Here is a 25889-nt window from a genome sequence, read left to right on the forward strand (position 1 = left end):
TCAGCGCACGCTTCTCCCAGCCCGTCATTACACCCTCCCCAGGGCGAAGCCCTTGGCGATATAGTTGCGGACGAAGTAGATGACGATGGCGCCCGGGATCAGGGTCAACACGCCGGCGGCGGCCAACAGCCCCCAATCCATGCCTGACGCTGAAACCGTACGTGTCATCGTTGCCGCAATCGGCTTGGCATCGGTTGTCGTCAGCGTACGGGCGATCAGGAGCTCCACCCAAGAAAACATAAAGCAGAAGAAGGCGGCGACGCCGATACCGCTCGCGATAAGCGGCACAAAGATCTTCACGAAAAAGCGCGGGAACGAATAGCCATCGATATAGGCGGTCTCGTCGATCTCCTTCGGCACGCCCGACATGAAACCCTCGAGGATCCAGACGGCGAGCGGTACGTTGAACAGGCAGTGCGCCAGCGCCACCGCGATATGTGTATCAATGAGGCCGAATGCCGAATAGAGCTGGAAAAACGGCAGCGCAAACACTGCTGGCGGCGCCATGCGGTTGGTCAGCAGCCAGAAGAACAGGTGCTTGTCGCCAAGGAAGCGATAGCGCGAGAAGGCATAGGCCGCAGGCAGGGCAACCAGCACCGAAATCACCATGTTCATGACGACATAGATGATCGAATTGATGTAGCCGCGATACCATGACGGGTCGGTGAAAATCACCGCGTAATTGTGAAGTGTCGGATTTTGCGGCCACAGCGTGAAAGTGGTCAAAATCTCCTGGTTGGTCTTGAAGCTCATGTTGACGAGCCAATAGATCGGAAGCAGCAGGAAGATGATGTACAGCGTCGGGACCAGCCACCAGAATTTCGACTCGTCCCCACGCCGACGCATCCTGCGGGCCAGCGCCTTGTCGATCTGCCCCTGCTCGGCGGCAGGCCGTCCGCTTGTGCGTGCAAGGGTTTCGTTCTGCACCGACATGTCAGCGCTCCGCATCGTAGTTGGTCATGACGGTATAGAATATCCATGACAGGAGAAGGATGATCAGGAAGTAGATGATCGACATTGCTGCTGCCGGCCCTAGGTCGAACTGGCCAATGGCGATCTTGACGAGGTCGATCGACAGGAATGTCGTGGAATTGCCGGGACCGCCGCCGGTGACGACGAAGGGCTCGGTGTAGATCATGAAACTGTCCATGAAGCGCAGGAGCACGGCGATGAGCAGCACGCGGTTCATCTTCGGCAGCTGGATGTAGCGGAAGACCGCCCAGCGCGACGCGCCATCGATCTTGGCAGCCTGGTAGAAAGCATCGGGGATCGAGACGAGACCGGCATAGCAAAGGAGTACGACGAGGCTCGTCCAGTGCCACACGTCCATGATAATGACCGTGAACCAGGCGTGCAGCGGGTTCTGCACATAATTGTACTTGATGCCGAGGCTTTCCAGCGTGTGGCCGAGAAGGCCGATATCGTTGCGGCCGAAAACCTGCCAGATCGTTCCGACGACATTCCAGGGAATGAGCAGCGGCAGCGCCATCAGGACGAGGCAGACGGGAACGCCCCAGCCACGGCGAGGCATATTCAGGGCGATGACGATGCCGAGCGGCACCTCGATGGCGAGGATGATGAAAGAGAAGACGAGATTGCGACCGAGCGCTGCGTGAAAGCGGTCCGAATGCAGGATTTCCTCGTACCATTCTGTGCCGGCCCAGAAGAACTGATTGTTGCCGAACGTATCCTGCACCGAATAGTTGACGACGGTCATTAACGGAATGACGGCCGAAAACGCCACCAGCAACAGCACCGGCAGCACCATGAGCCAGGCCTTGTTGTTCCAGGTCTTATCCATGGCTGTTGCCTCCTGCCAGTGTGCGGAGGGTCGCGGACCAAAAGGTCATACCATGCATAATCAGTTCCCTCCCACGCGCCAGGAATCGGCGTAGATATTGATGCCCTTCGGATCGAAGGCGATGTGCGGTTCGGCCGGAATTTCCTGGCCTTCGCCGACAATAACGGCGATCTCCTGAGTGCCGAGGCGGGTGCGCACGATCTTGTGGCGGCCAATATCCTCGACCTTGGCGATTTGAACGGGCATGCCGAGGCGGCCGAGCCGCACATATTCCGGGCGGATGCCGAGTTCGACCTTGCCGCCTATGGGAGCCGCTGGCGACGGCAGCTGAATCTGATGCTCGCCAATGCGGGCGGCGCCGGACTCGATCTCGACCGGCATCACATTCATGCCGGGAGAGCCGATAAAATAGCCGACGAAAGTGTGTTTTGGCCGCTCGAACAATTCTTCCGGCGTGCCGATTTGCACGATCTCGCCGTCATACATAACCACCACCTTCTGGGCGAAGGTGAGGGCTTCGGTCTGATCGTGGGTGACGTATACCATGGTATAGCCGAAGCGCTGGTGCAGCACCTTCAACTGGGAGCGCAGCACCCACTTCATGTGCGGATCGATGACCGTGAGCGGCTCGTCGAAGAGGATGGCATTGACGTCGGAGCGGACGAGGCCGCGGCCGAGCGAAATCTTCTGCTTCTGGTCCGCCGTCAGGCCACGCGCCTTCTTGTTGGCCCAGCTTGCCAGATCGATCATCTCCAGCGTTTCCTTGACCTTGCGGTCGACTTCGGCTGCTGGAACGCCGCGGTTGCGCAAGGGAAAGGCGAGGTTATCGTATACGGTCATCGTGTCGTAGATGACCGGAAACTGGAACACCTGCGCGATATTGCGTTCCTGGGTCGAAAGGTTGGTGACGTCCTCGCCATCGAACAGCAATTGCCCGTGCGACGGATGGAGGAGACCCGAGATAATGTTGAGGAGCGTGGTCTTGCCGCAGCCGGAGGGACCGAGCAGGGCATAGGCGCCGCCGTCCTCCCAGCTGTGGTGCACTTCCTTCAGTGCATAATCCTTGTCCGACTTCGGGTTGGGGACGTAGGCGTGGCGAATATGATTGAGGTCGATGCGTGCCATGGCCAGCCCCTATGCCGCGCGTTTCTGACCGCGGGTGACGGAATTGCCGGCCGCGTCAAAAATCATCAGGTTGCGTGGGTCGATGAAAATGTCGATCTGCTCATCGGGTGCGTAGATATGAATGCCATGGGTCAGCATGGTCCAGCGCGCATCGGCGAAGGAAAGGTGCACGAAGCTCTCAGAACCGGTGATCTCAGTCGCCGTGACCGTCGCCTTCAGGGCGATCTCATCGGGATGCGCCCGCGTCGTCTCGATATGGTGCGGCTGGAAACCGATCGTATAGGTCCCGTCGGCGAAATCAGCGAGATGCGGCGGCACCGGCAGTGTCACCCCGCCCTCGAGCTGGAAGGCCTTGCCGAACTTTGCCAGCGCGATGGTATTGAGCGGCGGGTCGGCAAAAGTCTGGGCGGTGATCAAATCATCGGGGCGGCGGAAGACATCGATGGTCGGCCCGAACTGGGTGATGCGGCCTTCAGCCAGCGTAGCCGTATTTCCGCCAAGCAGGAGCGCCTCATGCGGTTCGGTTGTCGCGTAGACGAAGATCGTGCCCGACTCCGCGAAAATCTTCGGCAGTTCCTGGCGCAGTTCCTCGCGCAGCTTGTAGTCGAGATTGGCCAGCGGTTCATCAAGGAGCACGAGCTTGGCGTTCTTGACGATGGCACGCGCGAGCGCGGTGCGCTGCTGCTGGCCGCCCGAAAGATTAAGCGGCGTGCGGTCGAGATATGGCGTCAGCTTCAACAGCTCGGCCGCCTTGCGCACTTCGCGATCGATGGTCTTGGCGTCCAGACCGGCAACGCGCATCGGCGAGGCAATGTTCTCATAGACGGTGAAGGCCGGATAATTGATGAACTGCTGATAGACCATCGCAACCGAGCGCTTTTGCACCGGAATACCGGTCACATCCTTGCCATCGAACCACACCGAACCCGAGGTCGGCACGTCAAGGCCGGCCATAATGCGCATCAGGCTGGTCTTGCCCGACAACGTCGGCCCCAGCAGCACGTTCAGCGTGGCGTGCTGCAAAGTCAGCGAAATATCGCTGAGATGGGGCTTGCCGCCCACCACCTTCGATACATCGCGCAATTCAAGCATTCGTGGTCCTCCCTTTGAGCGACGCTTACCGCCCCGGCGATGTGGACCCTCCGTCCCATCGCCCGATTTCATTCCAGTCTATTCGGCCGCCAGCCTGCGCCGCCGGTCCACCGCATCTTCCATGAAGCGGTCGAGCGCGGCAGCCTCGTCGGCAGTCAGGTGCAAACCCTTCTTGGTGCGGCGCCACAACACGTCCTGCGCCGTGACCGCCCATTCATGTGCAATCTGGTAGCGTACTTCGGCCTCGTAGAGATCGGAACCGAAATTCTTGCCCAGGTCCTCGATCGACGTGGCCTTGCCAAGCAGCGTGCGCGCCTTGGTGCCGTAAAGGCGGAACAGCCGCCGCGCATGCGTCGCATCAAGAAAAGGGTAGTCGGTTTTCAGTTTCTGCAATTCGGCATCGAACGCAGTCGCCGCAAAATCACCGCCGGGCAGCTTGCCGGCAGCGGTCCAGGGCTGGCCGCGCTTTCCGAGAAACGCTTCGATCTTTTCCAGCATATGTTCCGACAGCCGGCGGTAGGTCGTGATCTTGCCGCCAAAGATGTTGAGAAGCGGCGCCTTACCTTCCACCGCGTCGGCCTTGAGGACGTAGTCGCGGGTCGCTTCCTGCGCCTTGGACGCACCGTCGTCATAAAGCGGGCGCACGCCGGAATAGGTCCACACGACATGTTCGCGTTTGACCGGTTCGACGAAGTATTCGCTCGCCGCGGCGCAAAGATAATCGATCTCGGCGTCGCTGATTTTCACCTCGGCGGGATTGCCGTGATAATCCTGGTCGGTGGTGCCGATAAGGGTAAAATCCTGCTCGTAGGGAATAGCGAATATGATGCGGCCATCGGTGTTCTGGAAGAAATAAGCGCGCGGATCGTCGAACTTCTTGCGCACGACGATGTGGCTGCCCTGCACGAGCCGCACATTGTGGGCGTCATTGGCGCCGACGACGCCCGTCAACACCTCATCGACCCAGGGTCCCGCGGCATTGACGACGAGACGGGCGCGAACCTCCTCCGTCTCGCCGGTCAAACCGTCCTTCAGGGTCAAGGTCCAGGTCTCGGCGTCGCGCCGGGCGCTCACGACGCGGGTGCGGGTGCGCACGACAGCGCCGCGATCCGCGGCATCGCGCGCATTGAGCGCAACGAAGCGCGCATCATTGACCCAGCAATCCGAATATTCGAAGGCGCGGGTATAAAGCGATTTAAGCGGCTTGGCTGCCGGGTCGCGGGTCATGTCGAGCGTGCGCGTTGCCGGCAGCTTCTTGCGCCCGCCAATATGGTCGTAGAGGAAGAGGCCCAGGCGCAACAGCCAGGCAGGGCGAAGGCCCGCATGGTGCGGCAAGACGAAACGCATCGGCCAGATGATATGCGGCGCGTTGGCCCAAAGCACCTCGCGTTCCATCAATGATTCACGTACAAGCCGGAATTCATAATATTCAAGGTAACGCAGGCCGCCGTGGATGAGCTTGGTCGAACCGGAGGACGTGCCGCTGGCAAGATCGTTCATCTCCGCGAGGAACACTGAAAAGCCACGGCCAACAGCATCACGGGCGATGCCGCATCCATTGATGCCACCGCCGATCACGAAGATATCGTAGATCTGTTCAGCCAAGCCCGGCAATCCCCACCCATGATTTCGCAGCGCACCATTTGTTCGCAATTGCGAAACATACATGAGGCGATTACGAAAGCAATACGAAACTGAAATGAACTATATAGCGCAACTTCGCCCCGCACAAGAGCCCCAATCAAGCCGATGTTTCAATCAGGCGTACGTCGGCATCGGCGCAAATTCTGCGGATGGCCTCGCTCTCGCATCGATCGGTGATGAAGGTGTGGACCTGCGAAAGATGCCCGATCCGTACCGGCGCGGTGCGCTCGAACTTGGTGGAATCGGAAACGAGAATCACGTGGCGCGCATTCGCCATGATTGCCTGCGCCACCTTCACTTCGCGAAAATCGAAGTCGAGAAGCGCGCCGTCGGCATCGATCGCGGAGGTGCCGATGACGGCAAAATCCACCTTGAACTGGCGGATGAAATCGACCGCCGCCTCACCGACAATGCCGCCATCCGAGCCCCGGACGACGCCGCCAGCGATGACCACCTCGATATCCGGATAGACACGCAACTTATTGGCAACGTTGATATTATTGGTAATTATCATGAGGCCCTTGCGATCAAGCAGGGCCTGTCCGACCGCTTCCGTGGTCGTCCCGATGTTGACGAAGAGCGATGCATTGTCAGGTATCAGGCCGGCGGCGGCGCGTCCGATTGCTTCCTTCTCCGCTGCGGCAATCAGGCGGCGCGATTCATATTCCAGGTTCTGAATGCCTGATGGAAAAAGAGCGCCGCCATGGATTCGGTTGAGCAGGCGCTGGTCGCAGAGGTCGTTCAGATCTTTACGGATCGTCTGCGGGGTCACATTGAAATGAAGCGCGAGATCGTCAACGAGGACGCGCCCATGTTCCTTGGCCATTTCGATGATTTCGGCGTGCCGGGAGGAAAGGAACATGGAGAGGAACTTTCATTTTCGTTTTTTCGCGCATTATACGAAAACGAAAATGATCACATGTCAATCGAGCGCAATGCGAAACTGCGCCTTTTTCAGGCCGTGGCGCCCTCGATAATATCGAAGCCGGTGTTGATGATTGTCTTCTCCTGCGGCCTCTCACGACTTTCGATGAGCTTCTCGGCCGCCGTCAGCCCGATGAGAAAACGCCGGGACAGAATGGTCGAAAGTGGCATCGGCATGGCCTGCCCTATGTCGAGCCCGTTGAAGCCAAAGATACCGAGCTTTTCCCTGACTGCAATCCCGCTGTGCATGCAATGGAAAATGCCGCCCATCGCCATATCGTCGTTGGGAAAGACCACGACGTCGAGGGAAGGCTCGGCACCAAGGAGTATTTCCAGCGACTCCCGCCCCGCCTTCGTCGAACTCGGACCAGGCTGCCTGTGCTCGGCAATCAGCGAAAGCCCGGCCTCGCGCAAAGAGGTGCAGAGCCCTTCGTAGCGGGCGCTGGCGCGATCGTCCGTAGCGACGCTATGCCCGGCATAGCCGAACCGGCGATAGCCGCGCTGAACCAGGTGGCGGCCGGTTTCATAGCCCGCCTGCCGGTGTGACATGCCGACGGCGATATCGACAGGGTCGCCGTCTATGTCCATGAGTTCGGCGACGCGAAACCGTCCATGTTCGAGGTGACGGCGCGCGGTCGGGGTATGGTGCAACCCCGCGAGGATCACTGCCGCAGGCTGCCAGGCTAGAAACGATAGTAGGATGCGCTCTTCGATCAGCGGATCGTAGTCTGTCACGCCGATGACGGGCTGGTAGGCCGTATGTGTCAGCGCCGAATGAATTCCGCGCAGAACGTCTGGAAAGACGATGTTGGAGAGGGACGGCAGCAGCACGCTCATCAGTGTCGAGCCGGCGGAGGCGAGGCTGCCGGCGGCGCGGTTTGGAATATAGCCAAGCTCGGCGATCGCGGTGAGGACGCGCGTGCGGGTAGAATCGGCGATTGGTCCACGATCGCGAACGACACGCGATGCCGTGATTTCGCTGACGCCGGCAAGACGCGCGACATCCGCCAGGGTCGGCAGGTCAGGGCTGCGATGAGCGTTGCGTTTGCGCGGCATGTCAATCCGGACGGCTGACGAAATTTATTTTATGACAGCGCTACCATAAAACGCTTGATGAATGCTAGTCAGTGTGCATAACTTTATGACAGCGCTGTCATCGTTAAGTGTTTCGGGTCTTGGGAGAGGCCCTTCGGAGGATTCTTGCCCATGCACGTACTGGTCATCGGTGCAGCCGGAATGGTTGGCCGCAAATTGCTCGACAAGATCGCATCGCAGCCGGGCGCGCTTGGCAGGGACATTGAAAAGCTCATTCTCGTCGATGTCATCAAGCCTGATGCTCCAGCTTCGCTCGCAAGCATTTCGACCTCGCGTGCTGCCGACCTTTCGGAACCCGGCGTCGCCGAATCACTGATTGCGAGCCGCCCCGACCTCATCTTTCATCTCGCTGCGATCGTTTCTGGCGAAGCCGAAGCCGATTTCGAAAAAGGCTACAAGGTAAACCTTGATGGCACACGGCAGTTGTTCGAAGCGATCAGGCTCGAGAGCGCCAAGTCGCCCTACAGGCCACGCGTCGTCTTTGCTTCGTCCATAGCGGTCTTTGGACAGCCCTTCCCGGAAAAGATCGGCGATGAGTTCTTCACGACACCTCTGACGAGCTACGGCACGCAGAAGGCGATTTGCGAACTTCTGCTCTCCGACTATAGCCGCCGCGGCTTCTTCGATGGCATAGGCATTCGCCTGCCGACGATCTGCATCCGCCCGGGCAAGCCCAACAAGGCGGCGTCCGGCTTCTTTTCCAATATTCTGCGCGAACCGCTTGTCGGCCAGGAAGCGGTGTTGCCGGTGGACGAAAACGTTCGCCACTGGTTCGCAAGTCCGCGTTCGGCCGTCGGGTTCTTTCTTCACGCTGCAAACCTTGATCTCGAAAAGGTCGGCGACCGGCGCAATCTTTCCATGCCTGGCCTCTCCGCCCTGGTAGGCGAGGAAATTGCGGCTCTGCAACGCGTTGCCGGGGAAAAAGCTGTAAGGTTGATCCGGCGCGAGCCGGATGCAACAATCCAGAAGATCGTTGCAGGCTGGGCCACGGATTTCGATACGAAACGGGCCACAGCATTAGGCTTCAAGGCTGAAACCGCCTTCGATGACATCATCAAGGCGCATATCGAAGACGAACTCGGCGGGAACATTTAGGGCATGGCTTACAATCAGGAATCCGGCAAGGGCAAGATTGCCCTTGTCACCGGCGGTGGCACAGGTGTTGGCCGAGCAATTTCGGCAGCGCTTCTCGGTGCGGGCTATACGGTCGTCATCTCCGGGCGGCGCGAGGATGTGCTTGAGGATACGGCAAAGGCGCTCGCCGCCGAGACAGGCGGCAATGTCAAGGCGATCACAGCGGATGTCAGCGATCCCCAATCGGTTTCGGGGCTCTTCGATGCAATCCAATCGGAGTTCGGACGCCTCGATCTCCTCGTCAACAATGCCGGCGTGAATGTTCCGAACATTCCGATGGAAGAACTCACTTTCGATCATTGGAGCGCCATTGTCGGGGCAAACCTGACCGGCGTGTTCCTCTGCACGCAACAGGCCATGAAACTGATGAAGGCGCAGACGCCGCGCGGCGGACGTATCATCAACAATGGCTCGATCTCCGCGCAGACGCCCAGGCCCCATTCGGCGCCCTATACCGCAACAAAGCACGCCGTGACGGGTCTTACCAAATCGACCGCGCTCGATGGCCGTCCGTTCGACATTGCCTGCGGGCAGATTGATATCGGCAATGCCGGCACGGAAATGACGTCGAAAATGTCCAGCGGTGTCCTGCAGGCGAACGGCGAGACGGCAAGCGAGCCGACGATCCCTGCCCACCATATTGGTGACGCCGTCGTGCACATGGCGAGCCTGCCTCTGGAAGCAAACGTGCTGACAATGACGATCATGGCAACGAAGATGCCGCTTGTCGGACGCGGCTAATACAATATCGACGGCAGCGGTCGGCAGAATCGCGGCCACAGGGACGAAATTTGGAGGAGAACGCATGGCATCGGTTGAATTCGCCAACGTACGAAAATCATTCGGGACGCACCCGGTCATCAAGGGCGTCGATATCGAGATTGCCGATGGCGAATTCGTTATTCTTGTCGGCCCCTCCGGCTGCGGCAAGTCCACGTTGCTGCGCATGCTGGCGGGACTTGAAAACATCTCGGCCGGCGAAATCCGCATTGGCGGCCAGGTCGTCAACGGTCTCGCGCCGAAAGAGCGCGATATCGCCATGGTATTCCAGAATTATGCGCTTTATCCGCATATGACCGTTGCCGACAACATGGCTTTCTCGCTCAAGCTCAAGGGCGCACCGAAGTCGGAGATCGACAAGCGGGTGAAGCCCGCTGCGGAAATCCTCGGCCTGTCGCATCTTCTCGAACGTTTTCCGCGGCAGCTTTCGGGCGGCCAGCGCCAGCGTGTCGCGATGGGGCGCGCCATTGTTCGCGACCCGCAGGTCTTTCTTTTCGACGAGCCCCTGTCGAACCTCGACGCGAAGCTCCGCGTTGCCATGCGGGCGGAAATCAAGGAACTGCACCAGCGCCTGAAGACCACGACAGTCTATGTGACGCACGACCAGATCGAAGCCATGACCATGGCCGACAAGATCGTGGTCATGCATGACGGTATCGTCGAGCAGATCGGTGCGCCGCTCGAACTCTACGATCAGCCGGCTAATCTGTTTGTGGCAAGCTTCATCGGCTCGCCGGCAATGAACATGATCAAGGGCAAGCTCGACCCGAACGACAACGCGAAGTTCGTGACCGACAAGGGCATCGTCCTCCCCGTCGCGAAGGCGCCGGAGAGTGCCAAGGGACGCGCGTTGATCTATGGGCTGCGCCCCGAACACATGACCATCAGCAGCGGTGGCATCCCGGCAGAGGTCGTGGTCATCGAGCCGACCGGCTCGGAAACCCAGATGATCATGCGTATTGGCGGCGATGATATTACCGGCGTCTTTCACCAGCGCGTCAGCGCCAAGCCCGGCGAGACAATCGGGCTCTCCATCCACGCGGAAGCCACGTATCTGTTCGACGCGGAAACGGGCCAGCGCCTGGTTTGACAAGCGGCTGCCTGCCGTTCGGGGCAGCAGGCGCCGTGCATAATTGTCCCCGAATGCAATTTGCCGGGAACGTGGGAGCGTTCCGGGAGAGGACTTAAACCATGGAGGAGAATCAATGACCATCAATAGAAGACATCTTCTTGGCGCGTCAGCAGGGCTCGTCGCGGCTGCCGGGCTCAATCGCTTCGGCCTCACCCCAGCCTTCGCCCAGTCGGCGCCGGCATACAAGCCGGAGGAAGGCGCCACGCTTCGTCTGTTGCGCTGGGTGCCGTTCGTTCCGGCCGAAGAGGCGGCCTGGCTCGCAAACACCAAGAAGTTCACCGACGCCACCGGCGTTCAGGTGCGCATCGACAAGGAAAGCTGGGAAGACGTTCGCCCGAAGGCGGCTGTCGCCGCCAATGTCGGCTCCGGTCCCGACATGGTCATGAGCTGGTTCGACGATCCGCAGCAATATCCTGACAAGCTCGTCGACGTGACGGAGCTTGGCGAATATCTCGGCTCGGCGCATGGCGGCTGGTATCCGGGTCTTGAAGGCTATGCCAAGCGCGATGGCAAGTTCATCGCGCTGCCGCTCTGCGCCATCGGCAATGCCGTCGTTTATCGCGACAGCCACATGAAGGCTGCGGGTTTCAGCGAGTTTCCGAAAGACACGGCGGGCTTCCTCGAGCTCTGCAAGGCCCTGCATGCCAAGGGAACGCCCGCCGGCTTCCCGCACGGCAAGGCTGTCGGCGACGGCAACAACTACGCTCACTGGCTGCTGTGGAGCCATGGCGGCAAGATGGTCGACGAGAGCGGCAAGGTTGTCATCAACAGCCCCGAGACGCTCGCATCGGTCAAGTACGCGCAGGAGCTATACAAGACCTTCATTCCGGGCACCGAAAGCTGGCAGGACGTCAACAACAACCGTGCATTCCTTGCCGGCCAGGTATCGCTGACCGCCAACGGCGTTTCGGTGTATTATGCCGCGATCAAGGATCCGGCCATGAAGGCGATTGCCGACGACATGCGCTCGGTCAACCTGCCAATCGGTCCGGTCGGACAGTCGGTCGAGTTGCACCAGACTTCGACGATTTCGATCTTCAAGCACACCAAATATCCGGAAGCTGCAAAAGCCTATCTGCAGTTCATGTATCAGGCCGACAATATGAACGCCTGGATCACGGGGGCCAGTGCCTATTGCTGCCAGCCGCTGAAGGAATTTGCAGCAAATCCGGTTTGGACATCGAACCCGATCCATGCCGCCTATGCCAAGGCATCCGAGACGCTGCGGCCGAACGGCTATGCCGGTCCGCTCGGAACCGCTTCGGCCGGCGTGATGGCCGACTACGTGCTCGTCGACATGTATGCGACCGCCGTAACCGGCCAGATGTCGCCGGAAGACGCCATCGCCCAGGCGGAAAAGCGCGCCAACCGCTACTACACGCTTTAGGCATGCGAACGATCTTCCGCCGCCAGCGCGGCGGAAGATCCTCCAGCGCTGACGAGGAAACCGGAGACTTCCGATGACAATGACGCAAACCGCAAAGCAGGAATCCGCCTTCCGCTCCTTCGCGCGCAGCAATACCGCCATCGGCGCACTGTTCATGCTGCCTGCAGCGGTCTTTCTCCTGTGCTTTCTGACCTATCCGCTCGGCCTCGGGGTCTGGCTCGGCTTCACCGATGCGAAGATCGGGCGCGACGGCGTCTTCATCGGCCTTGAAAACTACGAGGCGCTGGCGGGCGACTCGGTGTTCTGGATGGCCGTCAGCAACACCGTCTTCTACACGCTCTTCGCCTCGATCCTGAAATTCATCCTTGGCCTGTGGCTCGCACTCATTCTCAACGAGAACCTGCCGTTCAAGTCGTTTTTCCGGGCAATCATCCTTCTGCCCTGGGTCGTGCCGACCGTCCTTTCCGCCCTCGCCTTCTGGTGGATCTACGATGCGCAGTTCTCGATCATATCCTGGTCGCTCATGCAGCTCGGCTGGATCGACACCCCGATCAACTTCCTCGGCGAACCCAACAATGCGCGCGCTTCCGTGATCGCCGCCAATGTCTGGCGCGGCATTCCCTTCGTCGCCATCTCGCTGCTTGCCGGCTTGCAGACGATCCCGCAGTCGCTGCACGAGGCGGCTTCGCTCGATGGGGCAACGCCGTGGCAGCGTTTCCGCTTCATCACACTGCCCATGCTGACGCCAATCATCGCGGTGGTGATGACCTTCTCGGTGCTCTTTACCTTCACCGATTTTCAGCTGATCTACGTTCTGACCAAGGGCGGCCCGGTCAATGCCACGCACCTTATGGCGACCCTGTCGTTCCAGCGCGGCATCCCCGGCGGCCAGCTCGGCGAAGGAGCCGCGATTGCGGTTGCCATGATCCCGTTCCTGCTTGCCTCGATCCTGTTCAGCTTCTTCGGCCTGCAGCGCCGCAAGTGGCAACAGGGCGGACAGGATTGAGCGGAACAAGGAGGACAGCATCATGAGCATTACCGAACAGAGCAACGCCCAACCGCTTACCGACGATGCGCAGGGCATGAGCTATCTCAATCGCCTGCCGCGACGCATTGTGGTGCTGTACCTGCCGCTTGCGGTCTTCGTCTTCGTGCTGCTTTTCCCGTTCTACTGGATGGCGATCACCGCGGTGAAGCCGAATTCGCAGCTGACCGACTACAGCAATTTCAGCCCGTTCTGGGTGGTCGGCCCGACGCTCGACCACATCAAGTACCTCTTATTCGAGACCTCCTATCCAGGCTGGCTGTGGAACACGGTGGTGATTTCCGTATGCGCAACCTTCCTTTCACTCGCCGCTTCGGTCTTCGCCGCCTATGCCATCGAACGCATCCGGTTTTCGGGGTCGCGTTCGGTGGGCCTGATGATCTTCCTTGCCTACCTGGTTCCGCCTTCGATCCTCTTTATTCCCCTTGCCGTTATCGTCTTCAAGTTCGGCATCTACGACACGCGCTGGGCCCTGATCTTCACCTATCCGACATTCCTCATTCCTTTCTGCACCTGGCTGCTCATGGGCTATTTCCGCTCCATACCCTTCGAGCTCGAAGAGAGCGCGCTCGTCGATGGCGCGTCCCGCTGGCAGATCCTCGTCAGGGTCATATTGCCGCTGGCAGTGCCGGGAATGATCTCGGCGGGCATTTTTGCCTTCACATTGTCGTGGAATGAGTTCATCTATGCACTCACCTTCATCCAATCCTCGGAAAACAAGACTGTCCCAGTCGGTGTCCTGACGGAGCTGGTTCGAGGCGATGTCTTCGAGTGGGGATCACTGATGGCGGGCGCCCTTTTCGGGTCGCTGCCCGTCGTCATTCTCTACTCGTTCTTCGTTGACTATTACGTTTCCTCCATGACCGGCGCGGTCAAGGAGTAACTCACCAGGAGTTCTTTCAAAATGACGACGTCCAGCACCCCGAAAAAGCTCCGTTCGCAGGAATGGTGGGATAATCCCGACAATCCGGGGATGACCGCGCTCTATCTCGAACGCTATTTGAACTATGGCCTGACCCGCGAGGAACTGCAGTCGGGCAAGCCGATCATCGGCATTGCCCAGACTGGCTCCGATCTTTCGCCCTGTAACCGCCACCATATCGAACTCGCCAAGCGCGTGCGCGACGGCATCATTGCGGCCGGCGGCATTCCCTTCGAATTTCCGGTGCATCCGATTCAGGAGACCGGCAAGCGTCCGGGCGCTGCGCTCGACCGCAACCTCGCCTATCTCGGCCTCGTCGAAGTGCTTTTCGGCTACCCGCTCGATGGCGTCGTCCTTACCATCGGCTGCGACAAGACCACGCCCGCCATGCTGATGGGCGCCGCAACGGTCAACATTCCTGCGATTGCGCTCTCTGTTGGCCCCATGCTCAACGGCTGGCATCGCGGCGAGCGCACAGGTTCTGGAACCATCGTCTGGAAATCGCGCGAGAAGCTCGCCGAGGGCGAAATCGACTACAACGAGTTCATGGACATCGTGGCCTCGTCGGCGCCGTCCGTTGGTTATTGCAATACGATGGGTACAGCGACCACGATGAACTCGCTCGCCGAGGCGCTCGGCATGGAACTCCCCGGTTGTGCGGCAATTCCCGCGCCATATCGCGAGCGCGGCCAGATCTCCTACGATACCGGCAAGCGCATCGTTGAGATGGTGCGCGAGGACCTGAAGCCCTCCGATATCATGACGCGGCAGGCTTTCGAGAATGCCATCGTCATCAATTCGGCCATCGGCGGTTCCACCAATGCCCCGATCCACTTGAACGCAATTGCCCGCCACCTCGACGTTCCGCTCGACAATGACGACTGGCAGACACTCGGCCACGACGTTCCGCTGCTCGTCAACCTGCAGCCCGCCGGTGAATATCTCGGCGAGGACTACCACAGGGCGGGCGGCGTTCCGGCAGTCGTCGCGGAACTGATGAAGGCAGGCAAGCTGCCGCATCCCGGCGCGCTGACCGTCAACGGCAAGAGCATCGGCAGCAATTGCGAGAATGCCGAGAACCTGAATACCGAGGTGATCAAGCCGTTCGAAGCGCCGCTCAAGAAGAAGGCCGGGTTCATCAATCTCAAGGGCAATCTCTTCGACAGCGCCATCATGAAGACCAGTGTGATCTCGGAAGAATTTCGTGAGCGCTATCTATCCAATCCGGATGATCCGGAAGCTTTCGAAGGCATCGCCGAGGTATTCGAAGGTCCCGAGGACTATCACCATCGCATCGACGATCCGAAGCTCGCGCTCGACGAGCACAGCATCCTGATCATGCGCGGTACCGGGCCTATCGGCTATCCGGGAGCGGCTGAAGTCGTGAACATGCAGCCACCGGCCTATCTGCTGAAAAAGGGAATTCACGCGCTCCCGTGTCTTGGCGATGGCCGCCAGTCCGGAACGTCCGGCTCGCCATCCATCCTCAATGCTTCCCCGGAAGCGGCGGTAAACGGCGGGCTCGCACTGGTACGCTCCGGCGATCATCTACGTATCGATCTCCTCAAGGGCACGGCCGATATCCTTATCGACGACGAGGAACTGCAGAAGCGCAAGGACGACCTGAAGGCGGCCGGCGGATACAAATATCCGGCGAGCCAGACGCCCTGGCAGGAAATCCAGCGCGGCATGGTCGGTCAGCTCGATGAAGGCATGGTGCTGAAGCCCGCGGTCAATTACCAGCGCATTGCCCAGACGAAGGGGTTGCCGCGCGACAACCACTGAGCGTCCAGGGAGGACACCATGGCGAATGCAATAAGGCGCTATGAAGGGCGGCATGCGGTCATTACCGGCGGCGCTTCGGGCATAGGCTTGACCACGGCCGCGCGCATTGTCTCGGAGGGCGGCACGGTCAGCCTGTGGGATGTCGACGCCGGCAAGATAGAAGAAGCCCGGGCGGCGCTCGGCGATGGCGCCCACGGTATCAGGGTGGACGTCTCGGCTCCAGACGAAGTGGCAGCGGCTGCAAAGTCGACGGCAGAGAAGTTCGGCAAGATTGACGTGTTGATCTGCTCTGCCGGCATTACCGGTCCCAATGCCAAGGTCGCCGATTACCCGATCGACGCATGGAAGCGTGTCTTCGACATCAACGTCAACGGGCTCTTCTATTGCAACCGCTTCGTCGTTCCGATCATGCAGAAGAACGGCTATGGTCGCATCGTCAATGTCGCCTCGATCGCCGGCAAGGAGGGCAACCCCAATGCCTCCGCCTACAGCGCTTCCAAGGCGGCTGTGATCGGTCTCACCAAATCGCTCGGCAAGGAGCTGGTCCAGAACGGCATTACCGTCAATGCGATCACGCCAGCGACGGTCGACACGCCGATCCTCCAGCAACTGCAACCGAGTTTCATCGACTATATGCTTTCGAAGATCCCGATGCAGCGTTTTGGCAAGGTCGATGAACTTGCCTCGCTGATCACATGGATCGCGAGCGAGGAATGCTCGTTCACCACGGGCGCCGTATTCGATATTTCGGGTGGCCGCGCCACCTATTGACGCCCTCCAGTCAGGAAAAGGTAAAACCATGAAACTCTTGCGCTATGGTCCTGCGGGCCAGGAAAAGCCGGGCCTTGTCGACAAGGACGGCAAGGTCCGCGATCTTTCTGCCCACGTGAAGGATATCGGCGGCGATGCCATATCACCGGAAGGCCTGAAGAAGCTTGCCGCGCTTGATCCGGCCTCGCTGCCGTTGGTCGAGGCCGACCGCTTTGGCCCTTGTGTGGCGGGAACGGGCAAATTCATCTGCATCGGTCTCAACTATTCCGATCACGCTGCCGAGACCGGCGCCAAGGTGCCGCCCGAACCGATCATCTTCATGAAGGCGACGTCGGCGATCGTCGGTCCGAACGACGATGTCGAGATTCCGCGCGGCTCGGAAAAGACCGACTGGGAGGTCGAGCTTGGCGTCGTCATCGGCAAGCACGCGAAATATGTGAGCGAGGATGAGGCTCTTGATTACGTTGCCGGCTATTGCCTGATCAACGACGTGTCCGAGCGGGCGTTCCAGGCCGAGCGTCAGGGCCAATGGACGAAGGGCAAGAGCTGCGACACGTTCGGCCCGACCGGTCCCTGGCTCGTCACCAAGGACGAAGTCGCCGATCCGCAGAACCTCAAGATGTGGCTCGATGTCAACGGCCACCGCTACCAGGACGGTTCCTCGGCGACGATGGTCTACGGCGTCAAATACCTCGTCGCGTACCTGTCGCAGTTCATGAGCCTGCATCCGGGCGACATCATTTCGACCGGCACGCCGCCCGGCGTCGGCCTCGGCCAGAAGCCGAACGTGTTTCTCAAGGCCGGAGACGTGATTGCGCTCGGGATCGAAGGCCTCGGCGAACAGCACCAGAAGGTCGTCCAGGGTTAGTTCGGCGGATCGTCGCTTCTCGCATCGATCCTCGGTCTCTTGTCCCGAGCATCCACTCTTTGCATCGTGGTTCAGCCAGTGGCATGGATCCTCGGGACAAGGGCCCGAGGATGACGGCAGCGCCGGCGCCGCCACTCACCGCCAAGACGGAAGCCTCGCCTCTCCGGCTAACCAGCCCTCAATAGTCCTTTTCGTAGAACAGTCCTGCGCCCGAATCGCCGTCAGCACCGACGGAGCCTCGCGCCTTTAAGTTCGGCGTGATGTCGAGATTGACCGTACCCTTGCTTGATCCACCCGAACCCGCCTCGACGCCGAGGTAGACATTGTCGCGGATATAGCGCCCGGCGCGCACGCCGGTATTGCCCTTGGCGTCGGTAACGACGTCGAGATCATCAAGGCCCGTACTCTTGCGCAGATTATCGAGCAGCGACGAACGCTGACCGCCGGCGAGTTCCGCCGCGGCAGCAGCGAGGCGCGCCACCTGCAGCGGCGACAATTCGCCGATGGAGCGCTTGAATATCAAACGGGCAAGAACCTCGTCCTGCGGCAGTTCCGGCTGCGACGAGAAGGTGATCTTGAGGTCGGATACCCGGCCCCTCACCATGACATTGACGGTAATGTCGGACCCTTGGGTTGTTGCAACAAAGTTTATTTCGGGGTCGAGATCGCCGACGAGCGTGACCTGGCCCTCGGTAAAGGTGATGCGCTGGCCAAGAATGCCAAGCCGGCCGCGGATGAGATCGAATGCGCCGACCGGCTGGATATCGGTGGCAGGACCAGTCAGGCGCACCGAACCGCCGATTTCGGCATCGAGGCCGCGACCGCGAATGAAGATCTTGTTCGGCGCGTTCACGTTGATATCGAGACGAACGATGCTCGGCCGCGCCGTCGATGCGCCAGCCTTCCGCGTTCCGTCGACACCGGCGCGGCGCAACGTTTTCACCACCGCCTTCGACGGGTCCTTGTGGCGCACATCGATCATTGCGGCAGAACCGCCGAAGTTTTCCGGCACGGTGATCTCGGCACGATTGACATCGATGTTGCCGGCAATGACCGGATCGCGGGTGAGCGGACCGCGGACTGTAAGCGCGCCCGTAACGGTCGCAACGAGCAGGTCGTCGTCGACATAGCGCGCCTTATCCAGCCGGATATCGATATTGGCGGGGAAGTTTGCCGCAGCGTCCGTCGAAATCGTGCCGCTGGCGCTGATAGAGCCGCCGGTCGAAAGCGCGGCGTTGAAGGTGCGGATCGTCACCGTTGTTCCCGCCATATCGCCAAGCAACGTAATGCGTTGCAGCCGAAGATTCGTCTGCGGGTCGAGCACCTCGGCGCCATTGGCGGAGAAGTTGCCGCGAATCTGCGGCTGGCTGAAGCTTCCCGAAACAGCGGCGGACACTTCAATGGTGCCCTTGGCCTGCGTCCCGCGCTCGGCGAGTGAGCGATTGACCAGCGAAAGCGGAATCCGGCCGGTGACGTTGACGCCGAGACCAGATCCGGACAGCGGAACATTGCCGTCGGCCGATACGGTCAGTCCTTGCGGCCCGTCCACCTTGGCGGAAGAAAGGTTCAGCACGTTGTTGGCAAAACGGCCCGCGGCGGCAAGCTGCAATGGCGCCAGTCCGTTGTCCTGCAGGGGACGTGCGGTAAGGCCGGCCCCCTTCAGGTTGAACTCCACATCGGGCCGGCTCAATGTGCCGGTGACACGGCCGCTGCCCGAGATATCGCCGCCAAGATTCTGGTCCCGGACGACGCCGTTGAGCGCCCGCAGCGGCAGGCTGCGCAGGTTGAAATCAACGCCGAGCTGGCCACCGGCAAGCGGAACGGAGCCTTTTGCCGACGCATCGATACCGCCGGCGCCGGTCACATGTGCGTCGACGTTCAACTGGTCGGTGGTCGAGGTCCCCTTGGCATCGACATTGACGGTATCGACACCAGCCAGCTTCAGCGCGGCAGCAGTAATGCCGCGTGCCTGCACATCGAAATTCACATCGGGTTTCTGGCGTGTGCCGCCGATCCGGGCCTGGCCGTTGATCTCGCCACCGAGCCCAAGGTCGGGCTTGATCAGATTGGCGATGCTGAGCGGCAATCGCTGTGCGGCGACGGTCAAGCTCAGCGTTTCGGCAACATCACCGCTGACGGTGACCTTGCCCCCGTCAATATCGAGCAGGATATCGCCAAAGGAAATATTGCTGCCAGCCACATTGATCGCGGCCGGTGCGGTCAGCCTCGCAGCGACGTCGCCGCGCGTGAGCTCAGCCTTGGCAAGCGACAACTGGAAACCTTTGTCCGTGGGTTGCAGTGCGCCGGTCGTGGCGATGTGCGCGCTGTTGGCGAGACTTGCGCCAACAACGAAATTGGTCGTTTGGCCCGACTGCATGGCACGCGCTTCAGCCACCGTGATGTCGATGCCGGCCGCCGATACATCAGTCGCGGTCACCGAACCATTGGCTGACGGAACTTTGAAAATGTCCTGCGCTGTCAGGGCGATCGCTGCCTTGCCGACGCGGATGTCATTGGCCTTCAGACCGTTGACCTGCCCCTTGACCTCGACATTCTGTTTCTCGTCATCGTGGGTAAGCGCAATCGTTGCATCGGCCTTACCGGTGGCATTGACGAGGAACAGGGCCGCCGCCGTCGAAAGATCCGTCGAAGCAAGGGTAAAATTGCCCTGCAGCAGCCCTTTCAGGTTCTGCGTAACATCGCCGCGCAGCCTGGTCCCGCCGGCGATGAATTGGATATCGCTCAAGCGCTTCTCGTCAGCACGGATTGCGATATTCGTGCTGAGGTCTGCCCGCTTGTCGTCGAGGAAGGCGAGACCGGAAACCCTGCCGTCGACATTGCCATTGAACAGCGTGCCATTGAAGGTCAGGGCCCCATCGGTCAGCTTGCGCCCCGAGAGCGCGCCTTGCGGCACCCCGGCATTGAAGGCGAGCGCTATGATATTGTCCTGGCCGCGTGCGCTGCCCTTCACCTTGAGAGCGCCCTTCGTCTTTTCGGAAAGCAGGGCGAGATCGCTCAAATCGAGGCCGAAATCGAAGTTCGCCGCGCCAGTCGCGAAGGTTCCGTTGGCCGTGAGAAGCGTTTGTGGATTCTCGACGCGGAAGTTCCTGGCGCTAAGACCGGCTTCGCCGCGGGCAAGGCCGCCGGTGAGGCGCGTCTCGCCCGCAAGCACCTTGTCGGCAGCGTCGATGCCGAGCTTCATGCCAGTTGCCTGCCCGTCGAGCATGAGATCGAACCCGCCCTTCAACATCTCGATCAAGCCATTGGCCTTGAGGTCGAGCGAGCCGGCAAGGTCACGCCCGGCAAGGGCGGAGAACGGTGCAAGGCTCGATGCCTTGACCAGAATATCGCCCTGGTAGGCGAAATTCTGGATCGTGCCTTCAAGGTCAGCGCTGAATCCATTCGCCGCGATGAGAGCCTGGCTTAGGTTAACGGGGGTACCTGCCTTCCAGTCGCCATTGATCTTGAGCTGGATCTTATCGCCGAGCGCTTCGGCAACATCGGCGCGCGTCGCGGTAATGCCGGAAACGTCGCCCGTTACGTCAAAGGTGAGCGACCGAGCGGTCGGGCTGTCGAGATTCTCGGCAATGCCCTTGCCAAGCAGATTGACGTTGCGCGCTGCAAAGCTCTCCGTCGTCAGGTTGGTGATCTCGATGCTGCTCGTCCAGTCGTTGGTGGCGCTGGCGCCGAACGAGACGGCAAGCACGGCCTTGTCGACGGTGGTCTGCCCGCCTTTGACCGGAAGGATCACCTTCTTGCCGGACGGATCGGCAATAGTGCCATCGATCTTCAGGCGGCGCGGGAAGAGATCGTCGGTCGTATCGCCAGTGGCGTTGAGCGTGAGCGAATTGCTCCTGATGCTGAGCTGATCGAGCGCGACACCGCCACCGTCACGGGCGACGCCATTGACGACGAGTGCGGTCTCGTTGCCGAAGAAATCACGGAAGATGGGGGGCACCAGCGTGGCGATTTCGCCGTTCATCGTTGCCTTGAAGGCGAGGCCATCCGGCTGGCGGTCGAATTTGGTATCGCCGGTGAGAACGCGCTTGCCGGCCGCGTCGAGCGTCAACTGCAGGGCAAGGTCGCTTACCGGGCCCGATCCTTTCAGCGCCAGCGCGACGGGGGGTCTGCCTTCAATATTAAGAAGGTTGGCAACGATGCCGTTCTGCGGCTCGTTCAAGGTCAGATCGAGGTCGAGTTGCTGGCTCTGATTGGCATACGCCGCCTTGATATTAAACTCGCCGCCGGGCCCATCCAGGCGTTTGACGGCAAGCGTCGTATCAAGCGATCCACTTTCAAGCTTCAGGTTGCCCGCGATGGAGATTTCCGACCGAAGCCCGAATACACCGTCGCCGAAGGCAATGCGCGCCACCTGCAGATCCTGGAGGATGACAGCTAGCGGTAGTTCCGGCAGGCTGAAACCCTTGGCTTCCGGCGAAGGCAAGCTGTCGTCGGGAAGCGGCTTGCGGAAGACGTCGATTCGGTCGGCGGCAAGCGTGTTGATATCGAGCCGGCCTCTCAGAAGCGCAAGGCGGCTCCAGACAATGCGGGCATTGGTGATCTTGAGCCAGACCCCTTCGCGGTCAGCCACCGTTATGCTGCCGATGCTCGCTTCGGAGGAAAGCACGCCCTGGATGTCCGAAATGACGATCTGCCGGTTGGGAGTTGAAAGCTGGTTCTGAACGAAGCTCAGGAAATAGGACTTCTCTGCCTCGGCGCTATCCTGCGCCAGGGCCGGCGCTGCAAAAAGCAACAGGAAGAGACTTACGAGGAACCGGGTCAAAACGCTTGTCCTATGCCAACATAGAGAGCAAAATCTGGATCGTCGTGGGTCCGGTCGAGCGGTACCGCAAAGTCGAGGCGGATCGGACCAAGCCCTGTATTGTAGCGCAAGCCTGCGCCAACGCCGACACGGAGCTGTTCGGAAAAGTCCGGATAGGACTGTTCGCCGACATAGCCCGCATCGACGAAGCCGACGACACCGATCGTATCGGTCATGCGTACCCGCGCTTCGACCGAGCTTTCGACGAGCGAGCGCCCGCCAATGACGAAATCCTCGCCGTCGCGCGTCACGTTCACGCCGACATTGCGATAAGCATAGCCGCGAATCGAGCCGCCGCCGCCGGCAAAGAACAATTGGTCTGGCGGCAATTCGGCGATGTCGGCTCCGACAATGCTGCCGAGCTTCAAGCGTCCGGCCAGGATGAAGCGCTTGTCGGCATCGAAACTGTAATAGGTGCGGCCTTCAGCGGTGAACTTGCTGGCGAAATTGCCGTATTCGAACTCGTAGAAGGGGGTGATCAGCCCTTCGAGGTAATATCCCTTCGAAGGATCGACCTTGTTGTCACGGCTGTCATAGGTGAGCCCACCGATAAAGCCCGCCGTCAGAAAATCACGCTTGCCGAAAAAATCGTCGTCGAAACGGGATTTCGCGACGTTGGCCATGATCTTGCCGGTCAGTTCATCGGAGAAAATCCGCGTGAACCCGCCCTGCGCCGTAATCGACGTCTGCGTATAGGCATCCAGAACCTGGCGCTCGCCGATGAGCGACGTGACGAAATCAGTATCCGGATTGAAAACGCCGGGCTTGGTGAAGGTCACGCCAAGAAGATAATTATAGTCCTGCGGGTTGAACGACTGGCCACCAATGCCGCCAATCTTCGCATCGAAGCGCAATCGTTCGGCGTGACCGAAAAGATTGCGGTGCAGCCAATAGGCCTCGAAACCTGCGCCGTCGAGCGTCGAATAACTGCCGCCGAGGCCGAACCGGCGCAGCTTCTGTTCCTGGACGGCGACGGTGATCGGCAGCAGCCCGTTAGGTGTGATCGCGTCGGCTTCTTCAATGCGGGCGGAGCGGAACACTTCGAGGCGGGAGAGCCGCTTCTTGGCGCGCTCGATTTCGTCCGGATCATACTCCACCCCCGGCTGCAATCCGGTGATGAAGGCCACGAACTCCGGATCCATCCGTTCGGTACCCCTCACGGTCACAGGACCGAAGGCGGCCCGGCGATCGGGCTCGACATCAATGGTGGCATCGATCCTGTTGTCATCGTGATTGGCAACGACGTCGCGCGATACGATGCGGGCCTTGGGGTGGCCCTGTTCGCGCCATGCGTCAACCGCAAGGCGTTCCGCCTTGAGGATCGCCGTCGATGTCGCAACATCGCCGGGTGCGAAGCCTTGATCTTCGGGCCTGTCCACGACGTCCTTGGGGTCTATAGGCAGCGGCGCCATATTCTTTATGCGCGTCGATGCAAACAGAAATTGCGGTCCGGGATCGACGGCGATCACGACCGTGGAAGGATTGGGCAAATCGGCATCCGGCGGAATATCCGCGGCCTCCCGGCCGTCGATCTTGATGCTGATCGTGCCGCCATAGCGGCCATCGGCATAAAGCGCGCCCAGAATGCGGCGGTAGTCTCCCCGTGCCTTGGCGATCAGGCCCGCTGCCCCGGAGGCAGGCTTGTCCTCATCCTCGACAAGGCTCGATGCCCCCGCGACGAGCTTGGTTGTCGCCTTGTCCTCGCCTTGCGCATTTTCGACGCTGTAGCGGTGCGGGTCGGCAATGACGGCATCCGCATCATCGGTCTTGCGCTCGCCCCAAAGATGAATGCCGAAGAGGTCAAACGCCTGCGCCGGCGAAACAAGCGCGGTGAAGGCCAGCAAAGCGGCGCCGAAAAGCTTGGCCTGTGGGCGCCTCAATTCCATCAACCAGCAAAATCCTTACTCAAAAAATGACACACATTACGCCGCAGGCATGGAGACACATCCCCACGGATTGTTAAAAATCCTCTCCCGAGCTTAAGAAATTGATAACATGCCGGTCAGGGTGGGCCAACCCGCTAAGACCACGCTCTGGGCGCCTAGGGGTTTTCTTGTGGCCATATCGACACAGAACTCTGCCGGGTGCGGATCACTTTTTGTTAGAGCAATGCAATAGACCGGCTTGAACGACGAAGCGCCGGTCAGGCGGGCGCTTCTCAAGTTCAATTATTCCGCGGCGGCCAGCCACTCCGATTGCCCGGCTTTTTCCGCCGGCATCGCCGCGCTGATATGACCGGCAATGATCTCAGCGGTTGCGGCCGAGAGCGTCCAGCCGAGATGGCCATGTCCCGTATTGTAGAAGACACCCGGTCGCTTGCCGCTGCCGACGCGCGGCATCATGTTCGGCATCATCGGGCGAAGGCCGGCCCACGGCACCACATTCGACGTATCCATGCCTGGGAAGAGATCGCGGCTCCAATCGACCAGCGGCTTGACGCGGTCATGACGGATGTCACGGTTTTCGCCATTGTACTCGGCGGTGCCGGCGACACGCAGCCGTCCTGCGCCGAGGCGGCTGGTGACGATTTTAGCATCGTCATCGAGCAAACTCACCCATGGCGCCGCCGTACGGCTTGCCTCGTCGCCAAGGTTGATGGTGATCGAATATCCCTTGACCGGATAGATGTTGACCCTGTCGCCAAGCTGCGCGGCAAATTTGCGGCTGGTAATACCGGCACAGATGACGATCGCATCGAAGCGCTCGCTCTCGACCGGCGAAAGCGCCTGTGAGGCGCTGTTCCAGGCAACAGCGATGCCATCTTTCCCATGCCTGAGGGTCTGCACATTGGCGTCGCCTACGAAGCGAACGCCACGGCGCGTCGATGCTTCGGCAAGGCCCCGGGTGAACTTGTGGATGTCGCCCGTCGAATCCGAAGGAGTGAAAAAGCCGCCGTGGAACGTGCCGTCGAGCGCTGGTTCGATGTGGTGAATTTCCTCGTTCGTGACCGAGCGGCGGTCTAGGCCCCCTGCTTCAAGCAGCTTGTTGACCTTGACGGCATGGTCGTAACCATATTCCGAACGATAGATATGCAGGATGCCGCGCTTCTCGAGGTCAAAATCGATCTTCTCTTCGGCAGCGATTTCGAACATGCGCTTGCGCGCCTCGATGGCGAGCCTGGTTGTCGCTATCGTGTTCTTCTCATAGTGCGGAATGTTCATGACGAACTCCGCCATCCACGAATATTTGTGCCACGATGGCTTTGGATTCATGAGCAGCGGCGCATCCTTGCGCAGCATCCACTTCATGCCCTTGAGCACCGTGCCCCAACTGTTCCAGACTTCGGCGTTCGATGCCGAAAGCTGGCCGCCATTGGCAAACGACGTCTCCATCGCGGCGTAGCGGTTGCGGTCGAAAACGGTGACGGTGTGCCCTTGGCGGGCAAGCGCATAGGCGGTGGTAACGCCGGTAATACCAGCGCCGATAATGGCGATCGAGGTCATGGCAGTTTAGTCCTTCAGCACAAATGGTTCCAGTTTCGCCGCGAGCGGCACGAAACCCCATCTGTCACGGGACCTGAGAGTTTGGCCCTTACGCACCTGCCGGATGTTTGCCATCCCTT

At 60.2% G+C, this 25889-nt stretch carries 19 protein-coding genes; 9 read left to right on the forward strand and 10 right to left on the reverse strand.

Annotated elements, in window-relative coordinates; genetic code table 11:
- Positions 1-27: 27 nt before the first annotated feature.
- The 7 genes from BLR72_RS07960 to BLR72_RS07990 all read right to left on the reverse strand — a co-directional run bounded on the left by BLR72_RS07960 (position 28) and on the right by BLR72_RS07990 (position 7642).
- On the reverse strand, positions 28-933 hold the full coding sequence (locus BLR72_RS07960; protein ID WP_175492312.1) for a carbohydrate ABC transporter permease: 906 nt from the start codon (positions 931-933) through the stop codon (positions 28-30).
- A gap of 1 nt (position 934) precedes the next feature.
- Complete coding sequence (locus BLR72_RS07965) at positions 935-1801, reverse strand: carbohydrate ABC transporter permease (protein WP_091947146.1); 867 nt, start codon at positions 1799-1801, stop codon at positions 935-937.
- A gap of 60 nt (positions 1802-1861) precedes the next feature.
- Complete coding sequence (locus BLR72_RS07970; protein WP_091947148.1) at positions 1862-2926, reverse strand: ABC transporter ATP-binding protein; 1065 nt, start codon at positions 2924-2926, stop codon at positions 1862-1864.
- 9 nt (positions 2927-2935) lie between these two features.
- On the reverse strand, positions 2936-4018 hold the full coding sequence (locus tag BLR72_RS07975) for an ABC transporter ATP-binding protein (protein ID WP_091920502.1): 1083 nt from the start codon (positions 4016-4018) through the stop codon (positions 2936-2938).
- A gap of 78 nt (positions 4019-4096) precedes the next feature.
- A complete protein-coding gene (glpD, locus tag BLR72_RS07980) occupies positions 4097-5686 on the reverse strand; it encodes a glycerol-3-phosphate dehydrogenase (protein ID WP_091947151.1) in 1590 nt (529 codons plus the stop codon).
- 73 nt (positions 5687-5759) lie between these two features.
- Entirely contained in the window at positions 5760-6524 is a 765-nt protein-coding gene (locus BLR72_RS07985) for a DeoR/GlpR family DNA-binding transcription regulator (protein WP_027230761.1), read from the reverse strand.
- 92 nt (positions 6525-6616) lie between these two features.
- Positions 6617-7642 (reverse strand): LacI family DNA-binding transcriptional regulator, encoded by a 1026-nt coding sequence (locus BLR72_RS07990; RefSeq protein WP_091920505.1) that lies wholly within the window; start codon positions 7640-7642, stop codon positions 6617-6619.
- A 150-nt stretch (positions 7643-7792) separates the two neighbouring features.
- Here BLR72_RS07990 and denD point away from each other — a divergent pair, with 150 nt between their 5' ends.
- From denD to BLR72_RS08035, 9 genes are all read left to right on the forward strand, one after another.
- Entirely contained in the window at positions 7793-8776 is a 984-nt protein-coding gene (denD, locus tag BLR72_RS07995; protein ID WP_091947154.1) for a D-erythronate dehydrogenase, read from the forward strand.
- A gap of 3 nt (positions 8777-8779) precedes the next feature.
- Positions 8780-9556, forward strand: a complete 777-nt coding sequence (locus tag BLR72_RS08000; RefSeq protein ID WP_091947157.1) for an SDR family oxidoreductase — start codon at positions 8780-8782, stop codon at positions 9554-9556.
- Positions 9557-9620: 64 nt separating this feature from the next.
- Positions 9621-10685, forward strand: coding sequence for an ABC transporter ATP-binding protein (gene ugpC, locus BLR72_RS08005; RefSeq protein ID WP_091920511.1), 1065 nt, complete (start codon positions 9621-9623; stop codon positions 10683-10685).
- A 115-nt stretch (positions 10686-10800) separates the two neighbouring features.
- Positions 10801-12114: an ABC transporter substrate-binding protein gene (locus BLR72_RS08010; RefSeq protein ID WP_091920513.1), complete on the forward strand. Its 1314-nt coding sequence runs from the start codon at positions 10801-10803 to the stop codon at positions 12112-12114.
- Positions 12115-12187: 73 nt separating this feature from the next.
- Positions 12188-13120, forward strand: coding sequence for a carbohydrate ABC transporter permease (locus BLR72_RS08015; protein WP_027230767.1), 933 nt, complete (start codon positions 12188-12190; stop codon positions 13118-13120).
- A 22-nt stretch (positions 13121-13142) separates the two neighbouring features.
- Positions 13143-14042 (forward strand): carbohydrate ABC transporter permease, encoded by a 900-nt coding sequence (locus BLR72_RS08020; RefSeq protein ID WP_027230768.1) that lies wholly within the window; start codon positions 13143-13145, stop codon positions 14040-14042.
- Between the two features lie 21 nt (positions 14043-14063).
- Positions 14064-15866: an IlvD/Edd family dehydratase gene (locus BLR72_RS08025; RefSeq protein WP_091947160.1), complete on the forward strand. Its 1803-nt coding sequence runs from the start codon at positions 14064-14066 to the stop codon at positions 15864-15866.
- An 18-nt stretch (positions 15867-15884) separates the two neighbouring features.
- The gene (locus tag BLR72_RS08030; RefSeq protein WP_091947163.1) at positions 15885-16637 is read left to right on the forward strand and encodes an SDR family NAD(P)-dependent oxidoreductase; all 753 of its coding nucleotides are present in this window, start codon (positions 15885-15887) and stop codon (positions 16635-16637) included.
- A 28-nt stretch (positions 16638-16665) separates the two neighbouring features.
- Positions 16666-17505 carry a fumarylacetoacetate hydrolase family protein gene (locus tag BLR72_RS08035; RefSeq protein WP_091947166.1) on the forward strand — a complete coding sequence of 280 codons (840 nt, stop codon included), beginning with the start codon at positions 16666-16668 and terminating at the stop codon, positions 17503-17505.
- 178 nt (positions 17506-17683) lie between these two features.
- Here BLR72_RS08035 and BLR72_RS08040 read toward each other — a convergent pair whose 3' ends face one another.
- The 3 genes from BLR72_RS08040 to BLR72_RS08050 all read right to left on the reverse strand — a co-directional run bounded on the left by BLR72_RS08040 (position 17684) and on the right by BLR72_RS08050 (position 25770).
- Positions 17684-22288, reverse strand: coding sequence for a translocation/assembly module TamB domain-containing protein (locus BLR72_RS08040; protein WP_091947168.1), 4605 nt, complete (start codon positions 22286-22288; stop codon positions 17684-17686).
- Positions 22285-24213: an autotransporter assembly complex protein TamA gene (locus tag BLR72_RS08045; RefSeq protein ID WP_051614680.1), complete on the reverse strand. Its 1929-nt coding sequence runs from the start codon at positions 24211-24213 to the stop codon at positions 22285-22287. Before BLR72_RS08045 ends, BLR72_RS08040 begins: the two co-directional genes overlap by 4 nt.
- 282 nt (positions 24214-24495) lie before the next feature.
- Positions 24496-25770 (reverse strand): D-amino acid dehydrogenase, encoded by a 1275-nt coding sequence (locus BLR72_RS08050; RefSeq protein ID WP_091947170.1) that lies wholly within the window; start codon positions 25768-25770, stop codon positions 24496-24498.
- Positions 25771-25889 lie beyond the last annotated feature (119 nt).

Origin of the sequence: Phyllobacterium sp. YR620 (assembly GCF_900104165.1) — a bacterium.
GTDB lineage: Bacteria > Pseudomonadota > Alphaproteobacteria > Rhizobiales > Rhizobiaceae > Phyllobacterium > Phyllobacterium pellucidum.

Bases quoted from the DNA above. Each gene is read 5' to 3' on its own strand.
- BLR72_RS07960 (WP_175492312.1), bottom strand. From the start codon at position 933: ATGTCGGTGCAGAACGAAACCCTTGCACGCACAAGCGGACGGCCTGCC.
- BLR72_RS07965 (WP_091947146.1), bottom strand. From the start codon at position 1,801: ATGGATAAGACCTGGAACAACAAGGCCTGGCTCATGGTGCTGCCGGTG.
- BLR72_RS07970 (WP_091947148.1), bottom strand. From the start codon at position 2,926: ATGGCACGCATCGACCTCAATCATATTCGCCACGCCTACGTCCCCAAC.
- BLR72_RS07975 (WP_091920502.1), bottom strand. From the start codon at position 4,018: ATGCTTGAATTGCGCGATGTATCGAAGGTGGTGGGCGGCAAGCCCCAT.
- glpD (WP_091947151.1), bottom strand. From the start codon at position 5,686: ATGTATGTTTCGCAATTGCGAACAAATGGTGCGCTGCGAAATCATGGG.
- BLR72_RS07985 (WP_027230761.1), bottom strand. From the start codon at position 6,524: ATGTTCCTTTCCTCCCGGCACGCCGAAATCATCGAAATGGCCAAGGAA.
- BLR72_RS07990 (WP_091920505.1), bottom strand. From the start codon at position 7,642: ATGCCGCGCAAACGCAACGCTCATCGCAGCCCTGACCTGCCGACCCTG.
- denD (WP_091947154.1), top strand. From the start codon at position 7,793: ATGCACGTACTGGTCATCGGTGCAGCCGGAATGGTTGGCCGCAAATTG.
- BLR72_RS08000 (WP_091947157.1), top strand. From the start codon at position 8,780: ATGGCTTACAATCAGGAATCCGGCAAGGGCAAGATTGCCCTTGTCACC.
- ugpC (WP_091920511.1), top strand. From the start codon at position 9,621: ATGGCATCGGTTGAATTCGCCAACGTACGAAAATCATTCGGGACGCAC.
- BLR72_RS08010 (WP_091920513.1), top strand. From the start codon at position 10,801: ATGACCATCAATAGAAGACATCTTCTTGGCGCGTCAGCAGGGCTCGTC.
- BLR72_RS08015 (WP_027230767.1), top strand. From the start codon at position 12,188: ATGACAATGACGCAAACCGCAAAGCAGGAATCCGCCTTCCGCTCCTTC.
- BLR72_RS08020 (WP_027230768.1), top strand. From the start codon at position 13,143: ATGAGCATTACCGAACAGAGCAACGCCCAACCGCTTACCGACGATGCG.
- BLR72_RS08025 (WP_091947160.1), top strand. From the start codon at position 14,064: ATGACGACGTCCAGCACCCCGAAAAAGCTCCGTTCGCAGGAATGGTGG.
- BLR72_RS08030 (WP_091947163.1), top strand. From the start codon at position 15,885: ATGGCGAATGCAATAAGGCGCTATGAAGGGCGGCATGCGGTCATTACC.
- BLR72_RS08035 (WP_091947166.1), top strand. From the start codon at position 16,666: ATGAAACTCTTGCGCTATGGTCCTGCGGGCCAGGAAAAGCCGGGCCTT.
- BLR72_RS08045 (WP_051614680.1), bottom strand. From the start codon at position 24,213: ATGGAATTGAGGCGCCCACAGGCCAAGCTTTTCGGCGCCGCTTTGCTG.
- BLR72_RS08050 (WP_091947170.1), bottom strand. From the start codon at position 25,770: ATGACCTCGATCGCCATTATCGGCGCTGGTATTACCGGCGTTACCACC.